The sequence below is a fragment of the uncultured Bradyrhizobium sp. genome, from assembly GCF_936928535.1.
Classification (GTDB): Bacteria; Pseudomonadota; Alphaproteobacteria; order Rhizobiales; family Xanthobacteraceae; genus Bradyrhizobium.
Window position 1 is genome coordinate 1 of record NZ_CAKZHY010000068.1, and the last position, 24,130, is coordinate 24,130.

The 24,130-nt window shown below is 64.5% G+C and carries 25 protein-coding genes and 1 pseudogene; 21 read left to right on the forward strand and 5 right to left on the reverse strand.

The genetic code is table 11. The features are described from left to right. The 5 genes from Q0687_RS10445 to Q0687_RS10465 form a co-directional block, all read left to right on the forward strand. Nucleotides 1-1,040: 2-oxo acid dehydrogenase subunit E2 (locus tag Q0687_RS10445; RefSeq protein ID WP_298875619.1), on the forward strand; the 1,040-nt coding region annotated here is incomplete at its 5' end. A 46-nt stretch (nt 1,041-1,086) separates the two neighbouring features. Further along, the gene (locus tag Q0687_RS10450) at nt 1,087-1,290 is read left to right on the forward strand and encodes a hypothetical protein (protein ID WP_363323939.1); all 204 of its coding nucleotides are present in this window, start codon (nt 1,087-1,089) and stop codon (nt 1,288-1,290) included. A 17-nt stretch (nt 1,291-1,307) separates the two neighbouring features. Further along, nucleotides 1,308-2,729 (forward strand): dihydrolipoyl dehydrogenase, encoded by a 1,422-nt coding sequence (lpdA, locus tag Q0687_RS10455; RefSeq protein WP_298875625.1) that lies wholly within the window; start codon nt 1,308-1,310, stop codon nt 2,727-2,729. 153 nt (nt 2,730-2,882) lie between these two features. Next, a complete protein-coding gene (locus Q0687_RS10460; protein WP_298875628.1) occupies nt 2,883-4,124 on the forward strand; it encodes a threonine synthase in 1,242 nt (413 codons plus the stop codon). A 72-nt stretch (nt 4,125-4,196) separates the two neighbouring features. Further along, nucleotides 4,197-5,168 (forward strand): tripartite tricarboxylate transporter substrate binding protein BugD, encoded by a 972-nt coding sequence (locus Q0687_RS10465; RefSeq protein ID WP_298875631.1) that lies wholly within the window; start codon nt 4,197-4,199, stop codon nt 5,166-5,168. A gap of 12 nt (nt 5,169-5,180) precedes the next feature. On the opposite strand, the gene Q0687_RS10470 is transcribed toward Q0687_RS10465, so the two are convergent. Continuing rightward, nucleotides 5,181-7,379 (reverse strand): lytic transglycosylase domain-containing protein, encoded by a 2,199-nt coding sequence (locus Q0687_RS10470; protein ID WP_298875634.1) that lies wholly within the window; start codon nt 7,377-7,379, stop codon nt 5,181-5,183. 320 nt (nt 7,380-7,699) lie between these two features. Here Q0687_RS10470 and Q0687_RS10475 point away from each other — a divergent pair, with 320 nt between their 5' ends. The 3 genes from Q0687_RS10475 (at nt 7,700) to Q0687_RS10485 (ending at nt 10,156) form a co-directional block, all read left to right on the forward strand. Then, a complete protein-coding gene (locus Q0687_RS10475) occupies nt 7,700-9,436 on the forward strand; it encodes an adenylate/guanylate cyclase domain-containing protein (RefSeq protein ID WP_298875635.1) in 1,737 nt (578 codons plus the stop codon). A 106-nt stretch (nt 9,437-9,542) separates the two neighbouring features. Further along, nucleotides 9,543-9,719, forward strand: a complete 177-nt coding sequence (locus tag Q0687_RS10480; protein WP_164933862.1) for a hypothetical protein — start codon at nt 9,543-9,545, stop codon at nt 9,717-9,719. A 224-nt stretch (nt 9,720-9,943) separates the two neighbouring features. After that, nucleotides 9,944-10,156: a hypothetical protein gene (locus Q0687_RS10485; protein ID WP_298875644.1), complete on the forward strand. Its 213-nt coding sequence runs from the start codon at nt 9,944-9,946 to the stop codon at nt 10,154-10,156. 22 nt (nt 10,157-10,178) lie between these two features. Here the strand turns inward: Q0687_RS10485 and Q0687_RS10490 are convergent, their stop codons facing one another. After that, entirely contained in the window at nt 10,179-10,898 is a 720-nt protein-coding gene (locus Q0687_RS10490) for a GntR family transcriptional regulator (RefSeq protein WP_298875647.1), read from the reverse strand. A gap of 198 nt (nt 10,899-11,096) precedes the next feature. On the opposite strand from Q0687_RS10490, the gene Q0687_RS10495 reads away from it, so the two are divergent. From Q0687_RS10495 to Q0687_RS10540, 10 genes are all read left to right on the forward strand, one after another. Beyond that, the gene (locus tag Q0687_RS10495) at nt 11,097-11,993 is read left to right on the forward strand and encodes a VOC family protein (RefSeq protein ID WP_298875650.1); all 897 of its coding nucleotides are present in this window, start codon (nt 11,097-11,099) and stop codon (nt 11,991-11,993) included. 41 nt (nt 11,994-12,034) lie between these two features. Further along, nucleotides 12,035-13,606 (forward strand): bifunctional 3-(3-hydroxy-phenyl)propionate/3-hydroxycinnamic acid hydroxylase, encoded by a 1,572-nt coding sequence (locus Q0687_RS10500; RefSeq protein WP_298875653.1) that lies wholly within the window; start codon nt 12,035-12,037, stop codon nt 13,604-13,606. Between the two features lie 35 nt (nt 13,607-13,641). Beyond that, nucleotides 13,642-14,970, forward strand: a complete 1,329-nt coding sequence (locus Q0687_RS10505; protein ID WP_363323941.1) for an MFS transporter — start codon at nt 13,642-13,644, stop codon at nt 14,968-14,970. A gap of 21 nt (nt 14,971-14,991) precedes the next feature. Next, entirely contained in the window at nt 14,992-15,840 is an 849-nt protein-coding gene (locus Q0687_RS10510) for a fumarylacetoacetate hydrolase family protein (RefSeq protein WP_298875659.1), read from the forward strand. Next, on the forward strand, nt 15,840-16,400 hold the full coding sequence (locus Q0687_RS10515) for a cytochrome b (protein WP_298875662.1): 561 nt from the start codon (nt 15,840-15,842) through the stop codon (nt 16,398-16,400). Before Q0687_RS10510 ends, Q0687_RS10515 begins: the two co-directional genes overlap by 1 nt. Before the next feature lie 83 nt (nt 16,401-16,483). Continuing rightward, nucleotides 16,484-16,744 carry a hypothetical protein gene (locus Q0687_RS10520; RefSeq protein ID WP_298875666.1) on the forward strand — a complete coding sequence of 87 codons (261 nt, stop codon included), beginning with the start codon at nt 16,484-16,486 and terminating at the stop codon, nt 16,742-16,744. 175 nt (nt 16,745-16,919) lie between these two features. Beyond that, nucleotides 16,920-17,144: a hypothetical protein gene (locus tag Q0687_RS10525; RefSeq protein ID WP_298875669.1), complete on the forward strand. Its 225-nt coding sequence runs from the start codon at nt 16,920-16,922 to the stop codon at nt 17,142-17,144. A gap of 32 nt (nt 17,145-17,176) precedes the next feature. Then, nucleotides 17,177-17,551 (forward strand): hypothetical protein, encoded by a 375-nt coding sequence (locus Q0687_RS10530; RefSeq protein WP_363323940.1) that lies wholly within the window; start codon nt 17,177-17,179, stop codon nt 17,549-17,551. A 3-nt stretch (nt 17,552-17,554) separates the two neighbouring features. Further along, complete coding sequence (locus Q0687_RS10535) at nt 17,555-17,761, forward strand: CbtB-domain containing protein (RefSeq protein WP_298875672.1); 207 nt, start codon at nt 17,555-17,557, stop codon at nt 17,759-17,761. A 10-nt stretch (nt 17,762-17,771) separates the two neighbouring features. After that, nucleotides 17,772-18,542 carry a CbtA family protein gene (locus tag Q0687_RS10540; protein WP_298875674.1) on the forward strand — a complete coding sequence of 257 codons (771 nt, stop codon included), beginning with the start codon at nt 17,772-17,774 and terminating at the stop codon, nt 18,540-18,542. Nucleotides 18,543-18,558: 16 nt separating this feature from the next. Here Q0687_RS10540 and Q0687_RS10545 read toward each other — a convergent pair whose 3' ends face one another. Further along, nucleotides 18,559-18,771 carry a hypothetical protein gene (locus Q0687_RS10545; protein WP_298875677.1) on the reverse strand — a complete coding sequence of 71 codons (213 nt, stop codon included), beginning with the start codon at nt 18,769-18,771 and terminating at the stop codon, nt 18,559-18,561. A gap of 13 nt (nt 18,772-18,784) precedes the next feature. On the opposite strand from Q0687_RS10545, the pseudogene Q0687_RS10550 reads away from it, so the two are divergent. Next, nucleotides 18,785-19,087: pseudogene (locus Q0687_RS10550) on the forward strand (MerR family transcriptional regulator); the annotation flags it as partial. An 84-nt stretch (nt 19,088-19,171) separates the two neighbouring features. Here the strand turns inward: Q0687_RS10550 and Q0687_RS10555 are convergent. Further along, entirely contained in the window at nt 19,172-20,236 is a 1,065-nt protein-coding gene (locus Q0687_RS10555) for a nickel/cobalt efflux transporter (protein ID WP_298875681.1), read from the reverse strand. Between the two features lie 5 nt (nt 20,237-20,241). After that, a complete protein-coding gene (locus tag Q0687_RS10560; protein ID WP_063706516.1) occupies nt 20,242-20,520 on the reverse strand; it encodes a metal/formaldehyde-sensitive transcriptional repressor in 279 nt (92 codons plus the stop codon). 974 nt (nt 20,521-21,494) lie between these two features. On the opposite strand from Q0687_RS10560, the gene ilvD reads away from it, so the two are divergent. Both ilvD and Q0687_RS10570 read left to right on the forward strand, forming a co-directional pair. Next, nucleotides 21,495-23,219 (forward strand): dihydroxy-acid dehydratase, encoded by a 1,725-nt coding sequence (gene ilvD / locus Q0687_RS10565; RefSeq protein WP_298875690.1) that lies wholly within the window; start codon nt 21,495-21,497, stop codon nt 23,217-23,219. After that, nucleotides 23,206-24,030, forward strand: a complete 825-nt coding sequence (locus tag Q0687_RS10570; RefSeq protein WP_298875693.1) for a tetratricopeptide repeat protein — start codon at nt 23,206-23,208, stop codon at nt 24,028-24,030. Before ilvD ends, Q0687_RS10570 begins: the two co-directional genes overlap by 14 nt. Nucleotides 24,031-24,130 lie beyond the last annotated feature (100 nt).

Here is a 24,130-nt window from a genome sequence, read left to right on the forward strand (position 1 = left end):
CCGCGGCTGCGCCGGCTCCGGCGCCTGCCGCGCCCAAGGCTGCGCCGGCACCTGCTGCCGCTCCCGCGCCTCAGGCTGCTGCGCCGGCCGCGCAGGGCAACGGCCATGCCGGCCGTGTGTTCTCATCGCCGCTGGCGCGGCGTCTGGCCAAGGAAGCCGGCATCGACGTCTCGATGGTCACAGGCACCGGCCCGCATGGCCGTGTGGTGGCGCGGGACGTCGAGCAGGCCAAATCGGGCAAGGGCCTCAAGGCGCCCGCCGCCGCGCCGTCCGCTGGCGCGCCGTCGATCGCACCGACCATGTCGGACAAGCAGATCCTGTCGCTGTTCGAGCCGGGCTCCTACGACATCGTCCCGCATGACGGCATGCGCCGTACCATCGCGCAGCGGCTGACCGCGTCGATCCAGAACGTCCCGCACTTCTATCTCACCATCGACTGCGACATCGGCAAGCTGCTCACGGCGCGCGAGGAGATCAACGCCGCCGCGCCGAAGGACAAGGAGAAGAAGCCGCTCTACAAGATCTCGGTCAATGATTTCGTCATCAAGGCGATGGCGGTGGCGCTGCAGAAGATCCCGAACTGCAACGTCAGCTGGACCGAGTCAGGCATGGTCAAGCATCACCATTCCGACGTCGGCGTTGCCGTGGCGATGCCGGGCGGCCTGATCACGCCGATCATCCGCAAGGCCGAGACCAAGACGCTCTCGACCATCTCCAACGAGATGAAGGACTTTGCGGCGCGCGCCCGTTCGCGCAAGCTGAAGCCCGAGGAATACCAGGGCGGCACCACGGCCGTTTCCAACCTTGGCATGTTCGGCATCAAGGACTTCACGGCGGTGATCAACCCGCCGCATGCGACGATCCTCGCGGTGGGCACCAGCGAGGAGCGGCCGGTAGTGCGGAGCGGCAAGATCGAGATCGCAACAATGATGAGCGTGACGCTGTCCTGCGATCACCGCGCCATCGACGGCGCGCTCGGCGCCGAGCTGATCGGCGCGTTCAAGCAGCTGATCGAGAACCCCGTGATGATGATGGTCTGACGCGGGGAGGGCGAGGTGCATGCGGACGCGATGGCCCTGGATTTCAGTGCTGCTCGCGATCGCGATCCTCGTCAGCCCGATCGGCCGCGAGGTCTTCCGCGACGCGTTTCTCTCCGGCGAACAGCTCTCGCGAAACATTTCCCAGCCGATCTTCTTCATCGGCTTGGCCATCCTGGCCTTCATCGTCGCGCTCGAATGGCTGGTCAGGTTTTTGATTTCCAGACGCCGCGTCCGCGGCGCAACTTCTTAAGTTGAACGGGAGCCTCCATGGCCGACACATCCTTCGACGTCATCATCATCGGCTCGGGCCCCGGCGGGTACGTCACCGCGATCCGCGCGGCGCAGCTCGGCTTCAAGACCGCGATCATCGAGAAATCCTATCTCGGCGGCATCTGCCTGAACTGGGGCTGCATCCCGACCAAGGCGCTGTTGCGCTCTGCCGAGATCTATCACTACATGCAGCACGCCAAGGACTATGGCCTGTCGGCAGAGAAGGTCTCGTTCGATCCGAAGGCCGTGGTGCAGCGCTCGCGCGGCGTCTCGAAGCGGCTGAATGACGGCGTCGGCTTCCTGATGAAGAAGAACAAGGTCAGCGTGATCTGGGGCGCGGCCTCGATCGATGCGCCCGGCAAGATCACCGTGAAGAAATCCGACGTCGAGGGCCCGAAGGGTTCGCTGGGTGAGGGGACCTATCAGGCCAAGCATATCATCGTGGCCACAGGCGCGCGGCCGCGCGTGCTGCCGGGCCTCGAGCCCGACAAGAAGCTGATCTGGACCTACTTCGAAGCGATGGTGCCCGAGCGGATGCCGAAATCGCTGCTGGTGGTTGGCTCCGGCGCGATCGGCATCGAGTTCGCCTCGTTCTTCCACACCATGGGCAGCGACGTCACCGTCGTCGAGGTGCTGCCGCAGATCCTGCCCGTCGAGGATGCCGAGATCGCCGGCCTTGCCCGCAAGCGGCTGGAGAAGCTGGGCATCAAGATCATGTCCTCGACCAAGGTGACCAAGCTCGAAAAGAAAGCCGACAGCGTCGTCGCCACCATCGACGATGGCAAGGGCAAGCCCGTCACCACGGAGTTCGAGCGGGTGATTTCGGCTGTCGGCGTCGTCGGCAATATCGAAAATCTCGGGCTCGAAAAACTCGGCGTGAAGACCGACCGCGGCTGCGTCGTGATCGACGGCTACGGCAAGACCAACGTGCCGGGCATCTACGCCATCGGCGACGTCGCCGGCCCCCCGATGCTCGCCCACAAGGCCGAGCATGAGGGCGTGATCTGCATCGAGGCGATCAAGGGCCTGCATCCGCATCCCATGGACAAGCTGATGATCCCGGGCTGCACTTACTGCCATCCGCAGGTCGCCTCGGTCGGCCTGACCGAAGCCAAGGCCAAGGAGAGCGGCCGCGAGATCCGCGTCGGCCGCTTCCCCTTCGTCGGCAACGGCAAGGCGATCGCACTCGGCGAGGACCAGGGCTTGGTCAAGGTGATCTTCGACAAGAAGACCGGCCAGCTGTTAGGGGCCCACATGGTCGGCGCTGAAGTCACCGAGCTGATCCAGGGCTACGTCGTCGCAATGAATCTGGAGACGACGGAAGAAGAGCTGATGCACACGGTGTTCCCGCATCCGACCCTGTCGGAGATGATGAAGGAAGCCGTGCTGGACGCGTACGGACGGGTGTTGAATATTTGACGAGTAGGACGGCGCCCACCGCCGTCATTGCGAGCGCAGCGAAGCAATCCAGAGTCTCACAGCGGAAATTGTCTGGATTGCTTCGTCGTAAGAGCTCTTCGCAATGACGAGTGGAGAGAGCGGTTTCAATAAACAAAAAGAAAGAGGCAAATCATGCACGACAACGACAATCTCACCATCGAACGCCCGACTTTCGTCACGCATCTCGAATGTGCCATGGAAGGCGATCATTACGCGGCGGACCAGGTTCACAACCTCTCCAAGGCCGGCAAGCCGCTGCTGGTGCGCTATGACCTTGCGGGCGTGAAGAAGGCGCTGACCAAGGAGGCGCTGTCGCAGCGCCCGGCGGACATGTGGCGCTATCGCGAACTGCTGCCGGTGCGCAAATGCAAGGATATCGTCTCGCTCGGCGAGGTCACGACGCCGCTGATCCGGCTGCCCAAGTTGGCTAAGAAGCTCGGCGGCGGCGAGATCATCGTCAAGGACGAGGGACGTCTGCCGACGGGATCGTTCAAGGCGCGCGGCCTGGTGATGGCGGTGTCGATGGGCAAGGCGCTCGGCATCAAGCACATGGCAATGCCGACCAACGGCAACGCCGGCGCAGCGCTTGCAGCCTATGCGACGAGCTGCGGCATCAAGACCACGATCTTCTGCCCGGCCGACACGCCGGAGGTGAATGTCAGCGAGATCGAGCTGCAGGGCGCCACGGTCTACCGCGTCAACGGCTATATCGACGATTGCGGCAAGATCGTCGGCGAGGGCAAGGCCAAGGTCGGCTGGTTCGACACCTCCACGCTGAAGGAGCCGTACCGCATCGAGGGCAAGAAGACGATGGGCCTCGAGCTCGCCGAGCAGCTCGGCTGGGACGTGCCCGATGTGATCTTCTATCCGACCGGCGGCGGCACCGGCCTGATCGGCATGTGGAAGGCGTTCGATGAGCTCGAGAAGATCGGCTTCATCGGAAGCAAGCGCCCGCGCATGGTCGCGGTGCAGGCCTCCGGCTGCGCGCCGATGGTGCGCGCTTACGAGGCCGGCACCGAGCATGCGACGCGCTGGGAGGACGCTCACACCATCGCGGCGGGCATCCGCGTGCCGCAGGCGATCGGCGACTTTCTCATTCTGCGCGCCGTGCGCGAGAGCAAGGGGTTTGCGATCGCCGTCGACGACGACAAGATTTCGGCGGCGCTGAACGAAGTCGCGCGCGAGGAGGGGCTGCTGCTCTGCCCCGAGGGCGCCGCGACCTACGCCGCCTACAAGGAGAGCCTTGCCGACGGCCGCGTCTCGAAAGCCGACCGCGTGATGCTGTTCAACTGCGCAACCGGTCTGAAGTACCCGCTGCCGCCGGTCACCCGCACGCTCGATCGCCACAAGCCGATCGATTACACGCAGTTCTAGATCTTCTTTCTCCCTCTCCCCGCAAGCGGGGAGAGGCGAAGAAAAACAAAAAGACATCGCTTGGAGAAGACAATGAAGAAGGCCGTCTGGGCTGCGCTGATTGCCATTCTCGCTGTTTCGGGCGTCGCGCGCGCCGACGATTATCCGTCGCACCCCATCACCATCATCGTGCCCTTTGCCGCCGGCGGCCCGTCCGATGCAATGGCGCGCGTGCTTGCCGAGCGGATGCGCCAGTCGCTCGGTCAGGCCCTGGTGATCGAGAACGTCACCGGCGCCGGCGGCTCGATCGGGGTGGGGCGCGCGGTGCATTCGCCGCCCGATGGCTACACCATCTCGTTCGGCCATCTCGGCACGCATGTTGCGAACGGTGCCGTCTACAAGCTCAATTACAATCTCGTCACCGACCTCGAACCGGTGGTGCTGCTGCCGAGCAACCCGATGATCGTGGTCAGCAAGAACGCCGTGCCCGCGACCTCGCTGAAGGAGCTGCTGGAATGGCTGAAGTCGCGCCCCACACCGCCGACGGCGGGGACGGCGGGCGCGGGTTCCGGCAGCCACATCGCCGGCGTCTATTTCGAAAGCGTCTCCGGCGTCAAGCTGCAGTACGTGCCGTATCGCGGCACCGCGCCGGCGCTGAACGACCTCATCGCCGGCCAGATCGACATCATCGTCGACCAGACCTCCAATTCGATCAACCAGGTCCGCGCCGGCACCATCCGCGCCTACGCAATCACCGATGACAAGCGTCTCGCCTCGGCGCCCGACATCCCGACTGCGGATGAAGCTGGCCTGAAGGGCTTCAACATGACGCTGTGGTCCGGCCTGTGGGTGCCGAAGGGCACGCCGAAAGAGATTGTCACCAAGCTCAATGCCGCCGCCGTGGAGGCGCTCAACGATCCCGCAGTGAAGAAGCAGCTCGAAAGCCAAGGCCTCGAGATGACGCCCAAGGATCAGCTCACGCCGGAAGCACTCGGCATCAAGCAGAAAGCCGAGATCGCAAAATGGTGGCCGATCATCAAGGCGGCGAACATTACAGTGGAGTGAGGCGATCCACTCTTACTCCGGCCCCACAAATCCCGCCGGCACAGCCTTGGCGCTGGCATCCTGCGTCACCACGCGCTGGTCGGTCTTGCCGGCGACCATGCCGCTGCCTTCGAAACGTGCGCGATAGACCAGCACGTTCTCCATCACGCGCTGGACGTAATTGCGCGTTTCCGAGAGCGGGATGCGCTCGACCCAGTCGACCGGATCGATCTTGGGATCTCTGGGGTCGCCGTGCGCCTGCACCCATTCACGCACCCGGCCGCGACCGGCATTGTAGCCGGCGAAGGTCATGATCTGGTTGCCGCGATATTCCGACAGCAGCGCGCTGAGCTCGGCGGCGCCCATCTGCGTGTTGTAGACGGGGTCGGAGACCATCTTGTCCCAGTCATAGGTCACGCCGAAGCGCTTGGCGGTGTCGCGGCCCGCTTCCGGCGTCACCTGCATCAGGCCGACGGCATTGGCGGACGACTTGTCGCGCTGGTTGAACGAACTCTCGGTGCGCGCCACCGAATAGATCACGCTGGTGTCGATCGCGGGCGCGACCTGCGTGTGCTCGGGGATGCCGATGGTCGGGAAGGCGTAGTGGTCGAGCGCGAGGCCGTGGGCCAGAGCCGACTTGCCGACCTCCAGCATCACGCGCGCGTCGTTGCGCTGGCCGGCGAGCTCGCCAAGGCCTGCGAGCGCGGCGGCGTCGGTGCTCTCTTTGGCGAAATCCTCGGCGTAGTAGAACACCGTATCACGTTCGCCGATGGCATAGAGCATGTCGGCGGCGCGCACGCGCTCGTCGGCCGCCGGCGTATCGGCTGCGGCCAGCACGGGCGAGGGCGCGCGCAACTCTAGCCCCTCGAGGCCGAGCCGCGCACGGGCGAGCTGGCCGTAATAGGCGGTCGGATAGCGCGCGGCCGCCTTGTAGCTCGCTTGCGCATCAGTGACTGCGCCCAACGCTTCGGCCGCACGGCCGCGCCAGTAATACCCCCGCGACAGCGCGATCGGATTGGCTGAGCCTTCGTCGATCGCAGCGAAATGCATCATCGCGGTCTTGGGATCGTCGAGATAGCGCAGCGCAATCCAGCCGCACATGAAGTGATAGTCGACGCGGTAGACCTCCATCGCCGGCACGGCAGCCGCGCGCACCACGTCGTAGGCGGTCTTGAACTTGCCCTGGTCAAGCAGCTTTCGCGCCAGCAGACGGCGCTCGCGCCACCACGCATCGGTGTCCTGCGCCGCCATCATGTCCGGCGCAGCAGCCAGGATCACTTCGGCCGCATCGTCGATGCGATCCTTCTGGAGGTGCCATTGCGCGCGGCACAGCACATAGCCGAGGTCGCGCCGCGCGTCCTCAGGCACGTCCTCGAGATAATCCTTGGCCTTGTTCTCCTTGCCGTTGACGGCGGCACAGGCCTTGACGATCGCGAGTGCATCCTCGCCGAGGCGTTTTGCGGCGCGCCTTGCGCCGGCATAGTCCTTGGCGCCGAGGCGCTTGTCCATGCGGGCGCGATGATCCTCGCTCCGCAACAGATCGTGGAACGCGTCGTAGGAATCCTCCTCGCTGCGCTCGGACAATTCCTCCGAGCGCCAGGCCTCGCGCACGAGGCGCGTCGCCCTGTCGCTGTCGCCTTCGCTGATCAGCACGCGGGCGAGCGCAAAACTGCCCTTGGCGCTGATCGGCCGGTCCATCGTGAAAGCGTGAACGGTGGCCGCATCGCTCTTCTCCTGCCACAGCCGCGCCTCAGCGCGCTTGCGCAGCAGCACAGCGCTCGGCCAATCCGGATTGGCGGCAAGGAAGGCGGCATAGCGCTTGAAGGGCGCGGTGCTCTCGGAATGGCGCAGCATGAACCAGTCGGCGAGCTTTTGTCCGGCCGGATCGGCAATGCGGTCGCGCGCCGCGGTCGCATCGTCGGTCTTGCCCTTGCGCGCGAGATCGATCGCGTCCTTCAGCGCGGCGAGGTCGCCGGTCAGCGCCGGCGGTGCGGGCTTGTCCGCGGGCTCCTCGTCCTGCCTCTTCGACTTGCGCCTGGCCTCGGCGCGTTTGCCGTGCTTGCCCGATGCAGCATGCCGCTGCTTGCCGGCCTTCGCTTCGTGCGTTTTCTTCGACGCAGATGATTTGGACGCAGATGATTTGTGGCTGCTCTTCGCTGCCAGCTCGGTGGGAAGGAGGGCCAAAGCGGCCACGGCAACGACACACGCGAGCGAGCGTAGGCACTGGTTCATTCGATGGTCCCCCTGCGAAACCACTTCAAACCAAGGTCCGCGACGACATGCGGCTTGAGAATCAAGAACGGCACCAAAACGATGCCATGACATCGTTTCGCATTCCTCACGCTCGTTCAACAATGCGGCAAAATACGGATTGGACCGCGGGAACTTGCCGAGGGCGGAAGCGGCAGCTCCTTTAACCTTTATTAACGAATTGGCCTCGCGCGACGGTTGCAGGCCGCTCCCAGCGCCAAACCCGACGGATTGCGCGTGTTCCCCGGCCAAAATCCAGTGTATTGAGTTCCATAGACCCTTCTTCAGCCCTTTGCCCCCTCATGCCGCTTTTCAACCAGTCGATCCGGCGCAAGATCGTCGGCATCGCCCTCGGATTGATCGTCCTGATGCTGATCACCTCGATCCTGTCGATGGTGATGTCGAGCCAGGTCGGCATTCTCCTGGACGAGCTGACCAACCGCTACATCCCGGCGTATAGCCATCTGGCCCGCGCCAATATCCGCTCGTTGGAGCGGGCTCTGGCGCTGCGCCAAATGGTCATGACCAGGATGGGATCGCCGACCGACGAGGAGGCCTATGCGGCGCGGCTTCGCGATTTCCAGGCATTGGACCGCAAGTTCGAGGAGGAGGCCGACACCGCGCGCAAGCTCATCAACGCCATCATCGACGATACCAGGACCTATTCCGACAATGCCGCGCTGGCGCGGCTTGACGTTCGTATCGAGAGCGCTGTCACCGAGCTGCGGCGCAATCTGGACGAGGGCAATGCGAAATTGCTCAAGCAGGTCGAGGCCAAGGACATGGCCGAGGCTCGCAGCACGCTGGAACAGCTCGATACGCTGCGCGATGCGTTCAACCGGAAGGTCGATGCGATCCGCGCCGACATGCTGACGCAGGTCTTCTTCTCGACGTCGCAGGTGATCAGTCGCCAGCACCAGGCGATCGTCATCTCGGCCATCGTGACGCTGCTCGCAGCCGTGGTCGGATTTGCCTTCGCACTGCTGGTCTCGAGCGGCATCACGAGGCCCGTGCGGCTGCTGCTCGCCGGTGCCCGCGAGGTCGAGGCAGGGCGCTTCGACAAGAGCATCACCGTCTCGACCCAGGACGAGATCGGCGAACTCGCCGCCGCCTTCAATCGCATGATCGAGCAGCTGCGCCACAACGAGCGCATCCGCGAGACGTTCGGTCGCTACATCGATCCCAAGGTGGTGCAGGGCCTGATCGACCGGCCCGAGGTCGCCGTCGATGGCCAGCGCCGGGTGATGACCATCATGTTCTGCGACATGAGCGGCTTCACCTCGATGAGCGAGGGCATGACCCCGCGCGGCCTCGTCAAGGTGATGAACCACTATTTCACTGTGATGTCCGCCCCGATCCGCAACAACCGCGGCGTGATCGACAAATATATCGGCGACGCCATCATGTCCTACTGGGGCCCGCCCTTCATCGAGGAGGACGAGCAGGCGCTGCTCGCCGGCCTGTCCGCTGTCGACATGGCTGACCAGGTGCCCGCCCTCCAGAAGCAGCTGCCTGACCTCCTCGGCATCCGGGCCATGCCCGTGGCCTGCGACCTGCGGATCGGCATCGCCACCGGCGAGGTCCTGACCGGCAGCATCGGCTCCGAGCTGATGATGAGCTTTACGGTGATGGGCGATGCCGTGAACCTCGCTTCGCGCCTGGAGGCCGTGAACAAGGTCTACGGTACCCGAATCCTGATCTCGCAGGCGACCGCCGAGGCGATTGGATCCCGGCTCGAATTGCGCGAGATCGACCGCCTTGCGGTGGTCGGCCAGAGCGTGCCGCAACCGGTGTTCGAACTGATGGGCCGGGCAGGCGCGCTCACCGCGTCACAGGAGAGCCTGCGCGCGCACTACGGCGAGGGTCTTGCCGCCTATCGCGCAAGCCGCTTCGCCGACGCCCGTTCAGCGTTCAATGCTGCGCTGGAGAGCGTCCCCGGCGACGGCCCGTCGCAGGCCATGCTTGCGCGCATCGCGCAGTTCGAGATCGCGCCGCTGGCGGCCGATTGGGACGGTGCCTGGCGCATGGACAGCAAATAGCTGCACGCGCCAGGAATAATTGATTCTACCTCATAACGATGTTCGCCGTGACCCATTTTCCGGGCTTAGGTTTGTCGTCCCTGAGGCGTTAGATGGGGACACGCCGATGACAGAACTCGAGGACAGGCTGGAGCGCTTCGAGACGCTCACCGCCGAGTGCGAGCTGATTGCCAAGCTTGCGACCGACAGCAACAAGCGCGAATTCTACCTGAAGCTTTCGGAGCAGTACCGTCAGCTCGCGGTCGACATGCGCCAGGCGATCGCGACCAGGGCCGCCGCCTGAGGCCGGCAGGAGGCGTGGCCAAGAACGAGGCACGATGTTCCGCATCCGTGTCTTTGCGGGACGTCGGGCGATCGCAATTCGTTTTTAATAATTGAGACGCATCCTCCATAGGATACGGGAATCGCGCTGTTCGCGGTTCCCGGCGATGGGAATGCCTGGGGCAAGGTTGCCAAGTTACGCTGCCGTTGCCCGCGAACGTCACTCGTCCGATGGTTGGACATCCCATGCGTCTCTTTGTGGTCGCCTTGTTTGCGCTTCTGACGGCAGCCTGCAACCAGGAGCAGGACGTCACCGGCTCGACCCCGCTCTGCCCGATGCGCAGCTATAGCAGCTACAATGCTCGCGACATGAATCAGTGCGTTGCCGCCTGCAAGTCGTGCGATCACGGCAATACCGTCACCTGCACGACCGCCTGCACGCTCCATGGCGCGCACTGAGGATGAGCGGCACTGCGTCCGGTCAGCCGCGCGCCGCCTCCCGTCGCAGTTCCGGGAAGATCGCCTCGTCCTGAAGGATGACGTCGGCCGTGCGCTGATAGTGTGCCGTCAGCAGCTTCACCGCCAGGTCGGCATCGCCGCTCAGCACGGCTTCCGTGATCGCCGCATGCTCGTCACCGACATGGCGTGAGGGAAAGGCCTTACTGATCGACAGCCGGCGGTAGCGATAGAGCTGGTCCGCAAGCTGGCCGCAGAACGCGATCAATGATTGCGAGCCGCATTGGCCGATCAGGGTGCGATGGTAGATTCGGTGCAGCCTTTCCCATTCGGGATTGTCCTCGAATTCGGTGGCGCTCAGCGAGCGCGGCACACGGCTCAGCCGATGTTGGGCCAGGACGAGCTGCTCCTCCCAGGCCGGCGTTGACGCTGCCATGGACTCGCGTAGCGCCAGCGCCTCGACCCAGCAGCGCGTCTTGGTCAGCTCGGCCAGCTCCGCGCGGCTGACGTCCTTGACGTAGAAGCCGCGCTGCTCGCGGACCTCCACCAGTCCGTCGGCCGTCAGCCGGTTGAGCGCCTCGCGCAGCGGCGTTTGGCCAGTCTGATAGGTTTCCATCAGGAACCGCATCCGGAGCTTGCGCGACGGGGCGAGGCGCCCGGACAGCAGGTCTTCGCGCAGCCGGTCATAGACATGGCTCGCCTGCGTCGAGGGCGCGGGCAGGGAAGGTGCCGCAGTCAATTCCACCGCTCCAGCCTCCGTGGTTCGCTGAGCTTACGGTTTGTCATCATATACATCTGATGATGATTCCAAGAAATCTATAAATTTTTCTTGCGAATATGGTTTTGTGTAATAAAAGGAGCATGTCGGTCGTTAAAGTGCGACCACGATCAAGAAAGCCACGCCCGGGATGCCCGGACAGCGGCCTGACGGAGGAGTGCGTTCATGGCCCGGTTTCCGGTGACAGCGCTGCGCAGCGTCGATCTCGGCACGCCGGATCTGGATCGCTCCGTGAGATTCTATTGCGACGTCTGGGGCCTTTTGCTCGTCACGCGGGCGGCCGGATTCGTTTATCTGCGCGCGACCGGCAGCGATCATCACGTCGTTGCGCTCTATCAGAGTGAGCGGCCGGAGCTCGGCGCCGTCACGTTTCGCGTCAAGCGCGCGGACGATCTCGATGCCATTGCCGCCAGCGCAATTGCCGAGGGCGCTCGGCTGGTCCGCAGTCCAGCTCCCAACGACGCGCCCGAGGGCGGCGCGATGATGGCCGTTCGTGCGCCGGAAGGCGGCATCCTGCGTTTCGTTCATGGCGATGTCGGTCATGCGCCTGAGCCACCACAAGGCGATCGGCCCGAACGGCTTGCGCACGTCAATCTCAACAGCATGGATGTCGATCGCTCCACCGCTTTCTATGAGCGGGCGCTCGGCTTTCAGCTCACGGATCGCTCAAAGGCGATGGCATTCGTCCGCTGCAACAGCGATCACCACGCGGTGGTGATCGCTGACGCTAAGGTGAACGGGCTCAATCACGTCGCCTTCCTGATGCCGAACCTTGAAGCCGTGATGCGCGGCTCCGGGCGCATGATCGATTCAGGTTTTCCGATCGCTTGGGGCGTCGGCCGCCACGGGCCCGGCGACAACGTGTTCTCCTACTTCATCGACCCCGTCGGAACCGTGATCGAATACACCGCCGAGGTGCTCCAGGTTGACGACAGCTACGTCGTGCGGGGTCCGGATCAGTGGGTCTGGCCGCCGGGCCGCAGCGATCAATGGGGCATCGCGCCGCCCAAGGCCGACCATGTCAAGGCGGCGCAACTGGCTGTTCGCTACGCCGCGCCGTGAGCACGACGATCCACCAACACGCAAACGAGGTATCGAGGTCAGTGTCCGGTTCGATCAGCGCGAACGAGGTTCAGGTTGCTATCGTCGGCTTCGGCCCGTCAGGTGCCGTTGCTGCCAGCCTGCTGGGCGCGCAAGGCATTCGAACGCTGGCCGTTGATCGCGATCGCGCGGTCTATGACAAGCCACGCGCGATCGCGCTCGATCACGAGATTCTGCGGCTGTTCGACAATCTCGGTATTGCCGGGCAGATGCGTCCGCATATTGCGCCGTTTCCGGCGTCGGAACATTTTGGCGCGCGCGGCCAGTTGATCCGCCGCATCGACATGGTGAGCGAGCCTTATCCGCTCGGCTATACGCCGACCATGGTGTTCACCCAGCCGCCGGTCGAGGAGATCCTGCGCGCGCATGCGCGATCCTATCCGTCGGTGGCCGTTGAGTTGGGCACTGAGTTAAGGAGTCTCAGCCAGGCGCCTGATGGCGTGACGCTCGAGCTGAGCAGCGACCGGGGCACGCGCAAGGTTACAGCTGACTATGTCATCGCCTGCGACGGCGCATCGAGCTCCGTTCGCCGCCAGCTCGGGATCGGTTTCGACGATCTGGTCTTTGACGAGCCTTGGCTGGTGGTCGACCTCAGGGTCAACGCTTCAAGGATCGCAAAACTGCCGCGCACAGCTGCGCAGTTCTGCGATCCGGCGCGGCCGACCACCTACATCGTCGGGCCGGGCGCGCATCGGCGTTTCGAGATCATGCTGTCGCCTGGCGAAGATCCGCGCGCCATGGAGCAGCCCGATCAGGTCTGGCGGCTGCTGGCGCGCTGGCTCACGCCCGACGATGCGACGCTATGGCGGGCAGCGAGCTATCGCTTTCATGCCCTGGTCGCCAGCAAATGGCGCGAGGGGCGCGTTTTCCTTGCCGGAGACGCCGCCCACCAGCAGCCGCCGTTCATCGGCCAAGGCATGTGCCAGGGCGTTCGCGATGTCGCCAACCTGGTCTGGAAACTCGGGCGCGTCCTGCGTGGAGAGTCCGGTGCGGCATTGCTCGACACCTACCAGGACGAGCGCAGCGCGCATGTTCGTGAGCTGACAACGCGCATCAAGGCGATCGGCCACGTCATCTGCGAGCGCGATCCGGACGCGGCTGCTGCGCGCGATGCCCGCATCCTCGCCGAAGGCGGCGGTGCGCCGCGAACCATCACCCGCCAGGAGATCGTGCCGCCGCTCAGCTGCGGCCTGCGCGCCGACATGGCGCATGCCGTTAACGGCACACTGTTCCCCCAGCCTTGGATACTGACATCAGGCGGCCGGCAACTGCTCGACGCGGCCTGCGGTGCCGGTTGGCGGCTGGTGCTGAAGGGCGACAGTGCGTTGACCCGGTCGAGCGCCATCGCGGCACGCGCGACGGAGATGGGCTTGCGCCTGATCGCGATTGCGACGGCAGATCACGATCAGGGGCCTGACGTCCTGCGAGAAGAGAGCGGCGTGGTGACACATTGGTTCGGGCGACACGCCTGCACCGCCGCGATCGTGCGCCCCGATCACTACGTCTACGGCGTCGCGGCGGATGAGCCCGGACTCACGGCGATGCTGTCCGGTCTCGAGGTACGGCTGCAATGAAAACAACAACGACAAATTTCAACGGGGGGGAAATGATGCCATCATCGGCGAGCTCAACGACGGAGCCCACGGTGCCTGCGCGCGCCTACGCGGTTCTCATCATGTTGTTTCTGTTCCAGACCATCAACTTCTTCGACAAGCTGGTATTCGGCCTCTCGGCGGTGCCGATGATGAAGGAGCTGTCGCTCAGCCCGAAGGAATTTGGCCTGATCGGCAGCAGCTTCTTTCTGCTGTTCTCGCTCTCGGGCATGGCCGTTGGGCTGTTCGTGGTCGGCCGCTTCCCGGTGAAGTGGATCTTGATGCTGCTTGCCGCGATCTGGTCGGCGACGCAGCTGCCGGTGTTCTTCTCGAGCTCCGTCGCGGTGCTGGTCGTGTGCCGCATTCTGCTCGGCGCGGGCGAGGGGCCCGGCCTGCCGACGGCCTTGCACGCCTGCTATAACTGGTTTCCCGCCGACAAGCGCAGCGTTCCGAGTGCGGTGGTCCTGCAGGGGATCAGCGTCGGGCTTCTGGCGGGCGGTCCGCTGCTGACCTATGTGATCCTCAATCACGGCTGGCGCACTGGCTTTCTGATCTGCGGCCTGCTCGGCATTGCCTGGATGATCGCCTGGAGCGTGATCGGCGGGGAGGGACCCTACGCCGTGGCGAGTGCGGGCCACGATGCGCCGGCGGCGTCGCCGAACGTGCCGGCGCGGATACTGTGGACCGATCCGACGGTGATTGGCGTCATCATCATGTCGACCATGTCGTACTGGATCGTCGGTATCTCAGCGACATGGCTGCCGCCGTTCCTTCAGCTCGGGCTCGGCTACAAGCCGACCGATGTCGGCTGGATCATTTCGGCCATCTATATGTTCCAGTCGCCGCTACTCCTCAGCGGCTCATGGATCACGCAAGCGCTTCAGCGTCGGGGCTGGAGCCTGCGCGCCTGCCTCGGCAACGCCTCTGGACTGGCATTGGGGATTGCAGGCTGCGCGCTGCTGCTCAGCATCGTGACCTCGGGCGCACTCCAACTTGCCTGCGTGGCGATCGCCTTCGCGGCGCCTAGCCTCACCACGATCTTCGGCCCGGTTGCGCTTGGCGCCGTGGCGCCGCCGGCGCAGCGGGGCCGGCTGATTGTCGTGATCTATTCAGGCAATGCGGCATCCGCGCTGTTCTCGAACGCGCTCACGGGGTGGATCGTCGGCGAGGCGGGCAGCAACAGCGCGCTCGGCTATGCCCACGCCATGACCTTTACCGCCGGCATTCTCATCGTCGGCGCGGTTGCCGCGTTCGCACTCATCTTCCCGGAGCGGACCATCGCGCGTTTTGCGAAGACCTCTTCGCGATCATCTTCAGCTACTATTCTCTCTGCCACGTCGACCTGATCGGCCTATCAAGGACACCACATGAAATTCGCAAGCTTTGAAATCGACAACACTGCCTCATGGGGCCTGGTGGAGGGCGACAGCGTGGCCGATCTCGGCGCCGTCCTTGGGGATCGCTACCCCGACCTGAAATCGGCGATCGCGGCGGGCGCGCTGGCTGAGGCTGCCAAATCGGCTGCCGGGGCCAAGCGGCATCCGTTGGCGAAGATCAAGTTTCTGCCTGTCATCCCGAACCCCGACAAGATCCTCTGCATCGGCCTCAACTACGAGAACCACCGCAAGGAGACCGGCCGCTCCGAGGTCGAGAATCCCACCGTGTTCGGCCGCTTCGCCAACAGCCAGACCGGTCATCTCACCGACATCATTCGGCCGAAGGTCTCGACCCAGCTCGACTTCGAGGGTGAGCTTGCCGTCATCATTGGCAAGCCCGGCCGCTACATCTCGCGCAGCGAGGCGTGGGGCCATATCGCCGGATATGCCTGCTACAACGAGGGCAGCGTGCGCGACTATCAGCGCCACACCCACCAGTTCACGCCGGGCAAGAATTTTCCGTCGACCGGCGGCTTCGGCCCGTATCTGGTGACGCCCGACGAGGTCGGCGATGTCGGTCCGCTGCGTTTGCAGACCCGCCTCAACGGCGAGGTGGTGCAGGACACCACGATCGATCAGATGATCTTCGATATCCCGCGCCAGATCGACTATTGCTCGCAGTTCACCCGGCTCGAGCCCGGCGACGTCATCGCTTCAGGCACGCCGGGGGGCGTCGGCTCGCGGCGCACGCCGCCGCTGTGGATGAAAGCCGGCGACGTTGTCGAAGTCGAGATCGACAAGGTCGGATGCTTGCGCAACGGGATTGCCGACGAAGCCTGATGTCGGCGGACATGACGGCGGCCTATGCGCCGCTGCTGCGCAGGATTCACTGGGCAACGGCGGTGCTCTTCATCGCGGCCGTGCTGATCGGTTTTTACTGCGGACTTCAGCCGGCGGGCACGTCGCCGCGCCGCGAGCTCCTGGAGGTGCACAAATCGCTCGGCATGACGCTGCTGTTCCTGTCGGTGCTGCGGCTGATGGTGCGCGCGGCGACGAGGGTGCCGCCCGAGCCATCGTCGTTCGGCGCGCTGGTGCGCCTCGCCGCACGGCTCAATCACGTCACGCTCTATCTCATCCTGTTCGCGATGCCGCTCACGGGCTATGCGTTCTCGTCCGCCGGCGGCTATTCGCTGAAATACTTCTGGACGTTCAGCTGGCCACGCCTGGTGAGTGGCAATCCCGAGATCGCGCATGCCGGCGAGGTCGCGCACGATACGCTGGCCTATGTCGTCTATGTCGCCGTGGCACTCCACATCGCGGCGACGATCTGGCACGCATGGGTGGTGCGCGATGGAACACTGGCCCGGATGTGGCCGCGCTCCGGGGACAGCGAGCGCTAGTCTGACTTGCGGTGTCTCCGCACCGGAACGATTCACATGGGTCAATCATTAGAAGAGGGCGGCAGGACGCGGAGTCCTAAGGAATGGGTATGCTCGATCCCGGTCGGTTTCTGGTGTCATGCTCGCATTGCGCGGCATGGCCGATGGCGGCCAATGTGAAACGCTCGAGCTGGTCGGCATCGCCGCACGAAGTTCGCTTTGTGTGCCCCAGCTGCCGTCACGAAGAGACGGCCATCATTTCGGCCTCCGGTCAGCTGATGCCGATCAAGCGTGTCGATGTTCCGCCGCATGATGTCAAAGCCGCCTGGGCTCAGGCCCAGCAGCGGCCAAGAGGGCGAGCGTAGCTCGCCCGTCTCGACGCAAACAAGAGGGCGAGCTAGCTCGCCCGTCTCAACGGAAAGAGGTCGAGCATAGCTCACCCGTCTCGACGGAAGAGAGCGGATGCAAGTGCGATGCTGCCTTGGAACCCAGACGCGCGCCTGACGTTTTCGTCCCGACACCAACGCACGAGACCGTCGCATGATCAGCGAGCATTTCGATACCCGCACCCGGATCAACATGAAGCTGGCGCTGGACCGGGTCTGCCGCAATCGCCCTGATGGCGAGGACCATGGCTTCCGCAAATCGGCAGCGGAAAACATCATTCGCTGCGCTCTCGCCGGAAGAACCGGCATCGGCCAGCTGGTTGACGCCGGCGAAAGGGCCACGATCAGGATGCAAGCGAACAGGCGCCGGCCGGATTAGGCGCGGGGTGATTCATCGATAGCTGTGGTAGGGTGGTCCCCGGAGATCGTCAGGAGATCACCCAGGAAATTACCCATGGCGACCATGACCCTGTCGTCTGTGCGCCGCGCAACACCTTGAGCGGCGAGGTCCATTGGCGGGACGACATCGCCTCGCTGGTCTTTCCGGTGGTCGGACACGGCGCGATCTGCGCCGTGCACCGGGGCGCTTTCCGGACATTACTCGGCGCGGAGCCGACGCCGGAGGCCTGCCTCGGCCATTTCCGGCGGTTTGAACGGGCCTTTCGCGCGGCCGCGGACGCCAAGATCGCCCGCAGGGGCATTTTGCCCGGGGTAAGCCTGCATCTTACCAGTCGCGACATTGCCCGGAAGCTGCTAGAAGACGCGCAAATCGCCAATGGAGAATAGACCATGAGCCAGTCCCAGCTCGCCAACGCCCAGACCTCGGCCCAGGTCACGCTTCCGGTCGCCGCCGGGCAGCTGGGACGGCTGTCGCAGGCTGTGATGGCCATGGTGCTCGGCGTGTTCGTCGTCGGCATGGTCGGCTTCTCGCACATCGACGTCGTCCACAACGCGGCGCACGACGTGCGCCATTCGAACGCGTTCCCCTGCCACTAACCTCGACGGCATGAGCACGTTTCGCGCGATCGTCTTCGCGTCCGTCATCTCGGGCTTCATCGTCGGCCTCCTCGTCACCGTCGTCCAGCAGTTCGGCACCGTCCCCCTGATCCTGAAGGCGGAAGTCTTCGAGAAGGCCGCGGAGACGCACCAGCACGAGGCGCCGGCCACCGCCCAGCCGGCCGCGGCCGGGCACGAGCATGCCGACCATGACCACGCAGCCCATGATCACGGCGCCGGCGACCACGATCATAGCGGCGCCTGGGAGCCGCGCGACGGTTTCGAGCGCAATGCCTACACCGCCGCCGCCAACGTCCTGACTGCGATCGGCTTCGCGCTGCTTCTGGCCGGTTTCTTCGCCATGCGCAGCGGCGCAACCGGGAGGCGCGTGTCCTGGCACGAAGGCCTGCTATGGGGCTTGGCAGGCTTCGCCGTCTTCACCCTCGCGCCTGGCCTCGGCCTGCCACCGGAGCTGCCCGGCGTGCCCTCGTCGCCGCTGCTGTCGCGGCAGATCTGGTGGCTCGCCGCCGTGCTGGCGACTGCGGGAGGGCTTGCCTTGATCGTCTTCCGCCGCACTGTGCCGGCGGCGATATCGGGCGTGATCCTGCTGACCCTGCCGCATCTGATCGGCGCGCCTGATCTCGCCAACATCGAGACCAACGTGCCGTCGTCGCTGTCGCACCAGTTCGTCACCGCGGTGACGGTGACGAGCCTGGTGTTCTGGACCCTGCTCGGCGGCCTGACGAGCGCGGTGTTTGCGCGTTTCGATCAGCGTGCCTAGACCGAGAGCCCGTCCATCAGCCGGCGGGCGGCTTCGGCTTCGTGGCAACGCCGAGCGCGTGGAAGACGGTATGCTCCATCACCGGCCACAGCGCGGCCGTCGCGGTCAGCACGGTCGCAGCGCACATCGCCGCCAGCACTGATGAGCGGGTCTTCAGGCCGGTCCTCCGCGACCGCCACACGATCCAGCCCCAGGCGCAGAGCACCACGGCGATCGACAACGTCGTCATCAGCCCATGCGCATTGAGAATTGGCGTCCTCGCCAAAGCGGCCGGCGTTTCGGTCCCCACCATCCGCTATTACGAGAGCATCGGCCTGCTCGCGCCCCCGGCTCGGCAGGGCGGTCAACGCATCTACGGCAGCGACGACGTCAAGGCGCTTAGCCTGATCAAGCATTGCCGCGATCTCGATTTTTCAATCGACGATATCAGCGACATCCTGGTATCGGTTGAGCGGCGGTTGCCCTGCAGCGACACCAAGACGTTTGCGGAGCAACACCTTCGCTCCATCAGAAAGAGGATCGCGGAGCTGCGCGCGTTGGAAGAGACCGTGGCTGCGCTGGTCAGCGGCTGCGAGACGACATGCTGTGGCAGCACCGCGCCGGACTGTGTGATCCTGCGCGCGACGCCCTCACGCCATCAGTTCGTGCAGGCCGATCCAGCCGGTGTACAGGCCGACAAAGACGATCAGGGTCGCCGAGACATAGGGCGCACGGTGGGCGAAGCGGGTGAAGCCGCCCCAGTGGCGTTCGACGTGCCGCAGGCTGAGCGCGGCGAGGACGCCGGCCGACACCATCGTGATCGCGAGCCCGATGCCGAAGGACAGCACCAGGACGAAGCCGAGGCTGAACTGCTTCAGCTGGATGCAGAGCAGCAGCACGGTGATCGCGGCGGGGCAGGGGATCAATCCGCCGGTGAGGCCGAACAGGACGATCTGTGCCGTCGTGACTGAGCGTCCGGCAAATCGTTTGCGGATGTCGGCGGCGTGGGCGCGCGCATGCGCGTCGTCCTCGTCGCCGAGATCGATGTGGTCGTGATCGTGATCTTCGAAGAGCCGCTCGGTGGCGTCGCTGGCGAGCGCGATGCGCGCTTTGAACGCATGCGGCTCGGGAATCTCATCGATACTTTCGAGGTACCCATCGCGGTCAGCGAACGCGAATGTCTGCTCCGAGCCGTCCTCGCGGATCGTCGTCACCCTGATGTCGCCGGGAGCCGGAAGCGCGTCGTTCTCGCTCCGGATTCGCCAGCGCGGCGGCACGCCGTCTTCGAACACCTCCAGCAGCAGCGCGAAGCCGGCGAGCGAGATGGCTTGCGGCTCATCGTGGTGGTGATGATGGTGATGATCGTGGTTCTGGTCCCGCCAGGTGCGCCAGGCCATCCATATGGCGACGCCGATGATGATCGCGGCGGAGACCAGTTGCAGCCAGGCTTCGCTGCGTTCGCCTGACAATTCCCGGCCGAAATACAGGCCCGCGAGCGCGACCGCCCAGACGATCGCGGTATGGGAGATGGTCGCCGACAGGCCGAGCAGCACGGCCTGGAGCACAGTGCCTCTGACAGCGATGATGAACGCGGCCATCATCGTCTTGGAATGCCCGGGCTCGAGACCATGCAGCGCGCCGAGCAGGATGGCGCTGGGCACGAACAGCCATGCGTGTGCGCTGCTCTGCTGGAGCACGTGGGACAGGTCGGTCATGACATTCACTTCAAATAGGTGCGGACGACGTCGATGAGGTCGGCGGCGCCCTTGGCCTTCTCCGGATCCTTTTCATGCGCGGGATCCACGACATGATGGCGGATGTGGTCTTCCAGCAGTTCGGTGGTGAGACCGCTGATCGCGCCTTTCACCGAAGCCACCAGCATCAGCACGTCGGCGCAGCCGATCTCCGACTCCAGCGCCCGCTCGACAGCCTCGAGCTGACCCTTGATGCGGCGGACCCGGCCGATCAGCTTCGACTTGTGCTTGATGGTGTGCGACATGACGATAAGATAGGGGGGTACCCTATATCAGTCAATGCTCCATCGCTCCCGGACCGCAACCGGCCCCGGCAGACGATGGATGCCGCGACATGTCAAAAGCGGCTCACCGGGGTGAGCCGCGACGCGCCCTCAATAGCAGGGCGGATAAGGATAGTAGCCACAGGCTCTGCGGTAGCCATACGCTCCGTAGGCCGCGGCTCCCGCCGCTGCAGCACCATAATAGGCTCGCCGATGCACCCTGCGATGCACGCCAGCCACGCTCCCCGGCGTGAGCGGTCGTCCCACTCTCGCCTCGGCATTGTCGAGGGATACGGATAGAACTTTCGCCGGCGCGTAGTGGAGCGACAACGGAGCTGCCGCAAACAGCGCAGCCGTCACGATCAATCCGAGAAGCCTGACACGGTTTTTCATATCGTTCTCTCCCTGCAAGACGTCATCGAGCACAGCTGACATCACTCATGAGGTCTCGCGGTTGATCTGAATCAACGAGAACCGCTTCGAATGCGCCGTGTCTGTGCAGGTTGCCGAAATTCGGAAATACTGATGTGCCGCAGTCCGCACGGCGAAATGCGATCCCTAAAGCTAAGACGACAAGCAATGACGGCGGCATCGACTCACTTGGGTGGCGCGCGGCCATCACCGCACATCAGATCGCACATGCCGTGTCATGAAATCAGAGATTGTGAACTGTCATCTCCGCGAGGGTATTTGGGTAAGAAAACCCGTGTCTTCCCGGTAACGATCGTGCTTTCCAAGCAACATTCCTGTGCGATTTAACCGATATCGCAGCCCGTTCGCATCGGCGCCGCTTTTTGGCCACACCCGAACATGAATAAAATCACTCGAATGTTTCCGGGACGGGCTGGTCCCTTGCTGGCGGCAGGAAAATTCCAAGGTCGATTCAAACCTTGGCTCCGATCTTCCTGAACTGACAAGGGTTAGCCGGGACACTGGAGCCGAGGAAACTGGTCGCGATGGACGCCAAGGCCAACATCAAGCAGAGGCTGCCGAGCCGTCACGTGACGGAAGGCCCTGCGCGCGCGCCTCATCGCTCCTACTTCTACGCCATGGGTCTGACCACCGAGCAGATCCATCAGCCCTTCGTCGGCGTTGCCTCGTGCTGGAATGAAGCCGCGCCCTGCAACATCGCCTTGATGCGCCAGGCGCAGGCGGTGAAGAAGGGCGTCGCATCCGCCGGCGGCACGCCGCGTGAATTCTGCACCATCACCGTCACCGACGGCATCGCCATGGGCCATGACGGCATGCGCTCCTCGCTGCCGTCGCGCGAATGCATCGCCGACTCCGTCGAACTGACCGTGCGTGGTCACGCATACGACGCGCTGGTCGGCCTTGCCGGCTGCGACAAGTCGCTGCCGGGCATGATGATGGCTATGCTGCGCCTCAACGTGCCCTCGATCTTCATCTATGGCGGCTCGATCCTCCCCGGCACTTTCCGCGGGCAGCAGGTCACCGTGCAGGACATGTTCGAGGCCGTCGGCAAGCACTCGGTCGGCGCCATGTCGGACGAGGACCTCGACGAGATCGAGCGCGTGGCGTGCCCCTCGGCGGGCGCCTGCGGTGCGCAGTTCACCGCCAACACCATGGCGACCGTCTCCGAGGCCATTGGCCTTGCGTTGCCTTACTCCGCCGGTGCCCCGGCACCATACGAGATCCGGGACGCGTTCTGCATGACCGCGGGCGAGAAGGTGATGGACCTGATCGCGCAAAATATCCGCCCGCGCGACATCGTCACCCGCAAGGCGCTCGAGAATGCCGCCGCGGTGGTCGCAGCGTCAGGCGGCTCGACCAATGCTGCACTGCACCTCCCGGCAATCGCGCATGAGGCCGGCATCAAGTTTGACTTATTCGACGTCGCCGAAATCTTCAAAAAGACACCTTATGTCGCGGATTTGAAGCCGGGTGGTCGTTATGTCGCCAAAGACATGTTTGAAGTAGGTGGCATACCGCTTCTGATGAAGACGCTGCTCGACAACGGATTTCTCCACGGCGACTGCATTACGGTCACCGGTCGAACGATCGCCGAAAACCTCAAAAGCGTGAAGTGGAATCCGCACCAGGACGTGGTGCACCCGGCAGACAAGCCCATCACCGTCACGGGCGGTGTGGTCGGTCTGAAGGGCAATTTGGCGCCAGAAGGTGCGATCGTGAAAGTCGCGGGAATGTCCAACCTCAAGTTTACCGGTCCGGCCAGGTGCTTCGACCGGGAGGAGGATGCTTTCGAGGCGGTCCAGAAGCGCACCTATCGCGAAGGCGAAGTCATCGTGATCCGCTACGAGGGCCCCAAAGGCGGCCCCGGCATGCGGGAGATGCTCCAGACCACCGCAGCGCTGACCGGCCAGGGCATGGGCGGCAAGATCGCGCTCATCACCGATGGCCGCTTCTCCGGCGCCACCCGCGGCTTCTGCATCGGCCATGTCGGCCCGGAGGCGGCGGTCGGCGGCCCGATCGGGATGCTCGAGGACGGCGATATCATCGAGATCGATGCGGACGCCGGTACCCTTAACGTAAAATTGAGCGACGCTGAGCTGGCTCAGCGCAAGACCAAATGGAGCGCTCGCGCGACCAATCACACGTCGGGTGCGCTCTGGAAATATGCCCAACAGGTTGGACCAGCGGTCGGGGGGGCAGTGACCCATCCGGGCGGCGCGCACGAGAAACAGTGCTATGCGGACATCTAGGCGTGCCATTGTTGCGTTTGTGTTGGGGGCTACCGTGCTGGCCGCGCCGGCGCTCGCCTTCGACGGCGCGCCTGTCAATCCGAAGGATGCGGCGATCCCCGTCGTGACCAGCTTGCCCGGTTCCGCGGGCGCGGTGCGCAAGGCTGCGCCGCCGGTCGCGACTCAGGAAACCTCGCTCAGCGCCCTGCAATATGCCGCCGAGGGTGGTCATCCCATTGCGCAGTGGAAGCTCGGCCGCATGTACGCCAGCGGTGACGGCGTCGCCCAGGACGACGTGCGCGCCTTCGAATATTTCAACCGGATCGCCAATGCGCATGCCGAGGACAGCCCGTCCGCGCCGCAGGCGCAGGTCGTGGCCAATGCCTTCGTCGCGCTCGGTCGCTATTACCTGAGCGGCATCCCGAACTCGAAGGTCAAGGCCGATCCTGATAGGGCGCGGGAGATGTTCTCCTATGCCGCGTCCTATTTCGGCAACGCGGACGCGCAGTACGATCTCGCACGGCTCTATCTGAAGACGCCGGACGCCTCGCGCGAGGATTTCCGCTACGGCGCGCGCTGGCTCGGCCTTGCCGCCCAGAAGGGGCAGCACGAGGCGCAGGCGCTGCTCGGACAGATGCTGTTCAACGGCGATCGCCTGCCGCGGCAGGCCGCGCGCGGCCTGATGTGGCTGACGTTGGCGCGTGACAGTGCCAGCACTGATGAGACCTGGATCAAGGAAAACTACAACCGCGCCTTCGCCAAGGCCTCCGACGACGACCGCGCCATGTGCCTGCAGATGCTGGAGCAGTGGGTGCAGGGCCGCCACGAATAATAGTAGTGCGTAGTGCGCCGTCATTCCGGGGCGATGCGAAGCATCGAACCCGGAACCTCGAGATTCCGGGTTCGGCTCTTCGAGCCGTCCCGGAATGACG

Excerpts from the sequence above, each read along its gene's own strand:
- lpdA (WP_298875625.1), top strand. The coding sequence starts at position 1,308 with ATGGCCGACACATCCTTCGACGTCATCATCATCGGCTCGGGCCCCGGC.
- Q0687_RS10460 (WP_298875628.1), top strand. The coding sequence starts at position 2,883 with ATGCACGACAACGACAATCTCACCATCGAACGCCCGACTTTCGTCACG.
- Q0687_RS10465 (WP_298875631.1), top strand. The coding sequence starts at position 4,197 with ATGAAGAAGGCCGTCTGGGCTGCGCTGATTGCCATTCTCGCTGTTTCG.
- Q0687_RS10470 (WP_298875634.1), bottom strand. The coding sequence starts at position 7,379 with ATGAACCAGTGCCTACGCTCGCTCGCGTGTGTCGTTGCCGTGGCCGCT.
- Q0687_RS10475 (WP_298875635.1), top strand. The coding sequence starts at position 7,700 with ATGCCGCTTTTCAACCAGTCGATCCGGCGCAAGATCGTCGGCATCGCC.
- Q0687_RS10480 (WP_164933862.1), top strand. The coding sequence starts at position 9,543 with ATGACAGAACTCGAGGACAGGCTGGAGCGCTTCGAGACGCTCACCGCC.
- Q0687_RS10485 (WP_298875644.1), top strand. The coding sequence starts at position 9,944 with ATGCGTCTCTTTGTGGTCGCCTTGTTTGCGCTTCTGACGGCAGCCTGC.
- Q0687_RS10495 (WP_298875650.1), top strand. The coding sequence starts at position 11,097 with ATGGCCCGGTTTCCGGTGACAGCGCTGCGCAGCGTCGATCTCGGCACG.
- Q0687_RS10505 (WP_363323941.1), top strand. The coding sequence starts at position 13,642 with ATGCCATCATCGGCGAGCTCAACGACGGAGCCCACGGTGCCTGCGCGC.
- Q0687_RS10510 (WP_298875659.1), top strand. The coding sequence starts at position 14,992 with ATGAAATTCGCAAGCTTTGAAATCGACAACACTGCCTCATGGGGCCTG.
- Q0687_RS10515 (WP_298875662.1), top strand. The coding sequence starts at position 15,840 with ATGTCGGCGGACATGACGGCGGCCTATGCGCCGCTGCTGCGCAGGATT.
- Q0687_RS10520 (WP_298875666.1), top strand. The coding sequence starts at position 16,484 with ATGGGTATGCTCGATCCCGGTCGGTTTCTGGTGTCATGCTCGCATTGC.
- Q0687_RS10525 (WP_298875669.1), top strand. The coding sequence starts at position 16,920 with ATGATCAGCGAGCATTTCGATACCCGCACCCGGATCAACATGAAGCTG.
- Q0687_RS10535 (WP_298875672.1), top strand. The coding sequence starts at position 17,555 with ATGAGCCAGTCCCAGCTCGCCAACGCCCAGACCTCGGCCCAGGTCACG.
- Q0687_RS10540 (WP_298875674.1), top strand. The coding sequence starts at position 17,772 with ATGAGCACGTTTCGCGCGATCGTCTTCGCGTCCGTCATCTCGGGCTTC.
- Q0687_RS10545 (WP_298875677.1), bottom strand. The coding sequence starts at position 18,771 with ATGACGACGTTGTCGATCGCCGTGGTGCTCTGCGCCTGGGGCTGGATC.
- Q0687_RS10555 (WP_298875681.1), bottom strand. The coding sequence starts at position 20,236 with ATGACCGACCTGTCCCACGTGCTCCAGCAGAGCAGCGCACACGCATGG.
- Q0687_RS10560 (WP_063706516.1), bottom strand. The coding sequence starts at position 20,520 with ATGTCGCACACCATCAAGCACAAGTCGAAGCTGATCGGCCGGGTCCGC.
- ilvD (WP_298875690.1), top strand. The coding sequence starts at position 21,495 with ATGGACGCCAAGGCCAACATCAAGCAGAGGCTGCCGAGCCGTCACGTG.
- Q0687_RS10570 (WP_298875693.1), top strand. The coding sequence starts at position 23,206 with ATGCGGACATCTAGGCGTGCCATTGTTGCGTTTGTGTTGGGGGCTACC.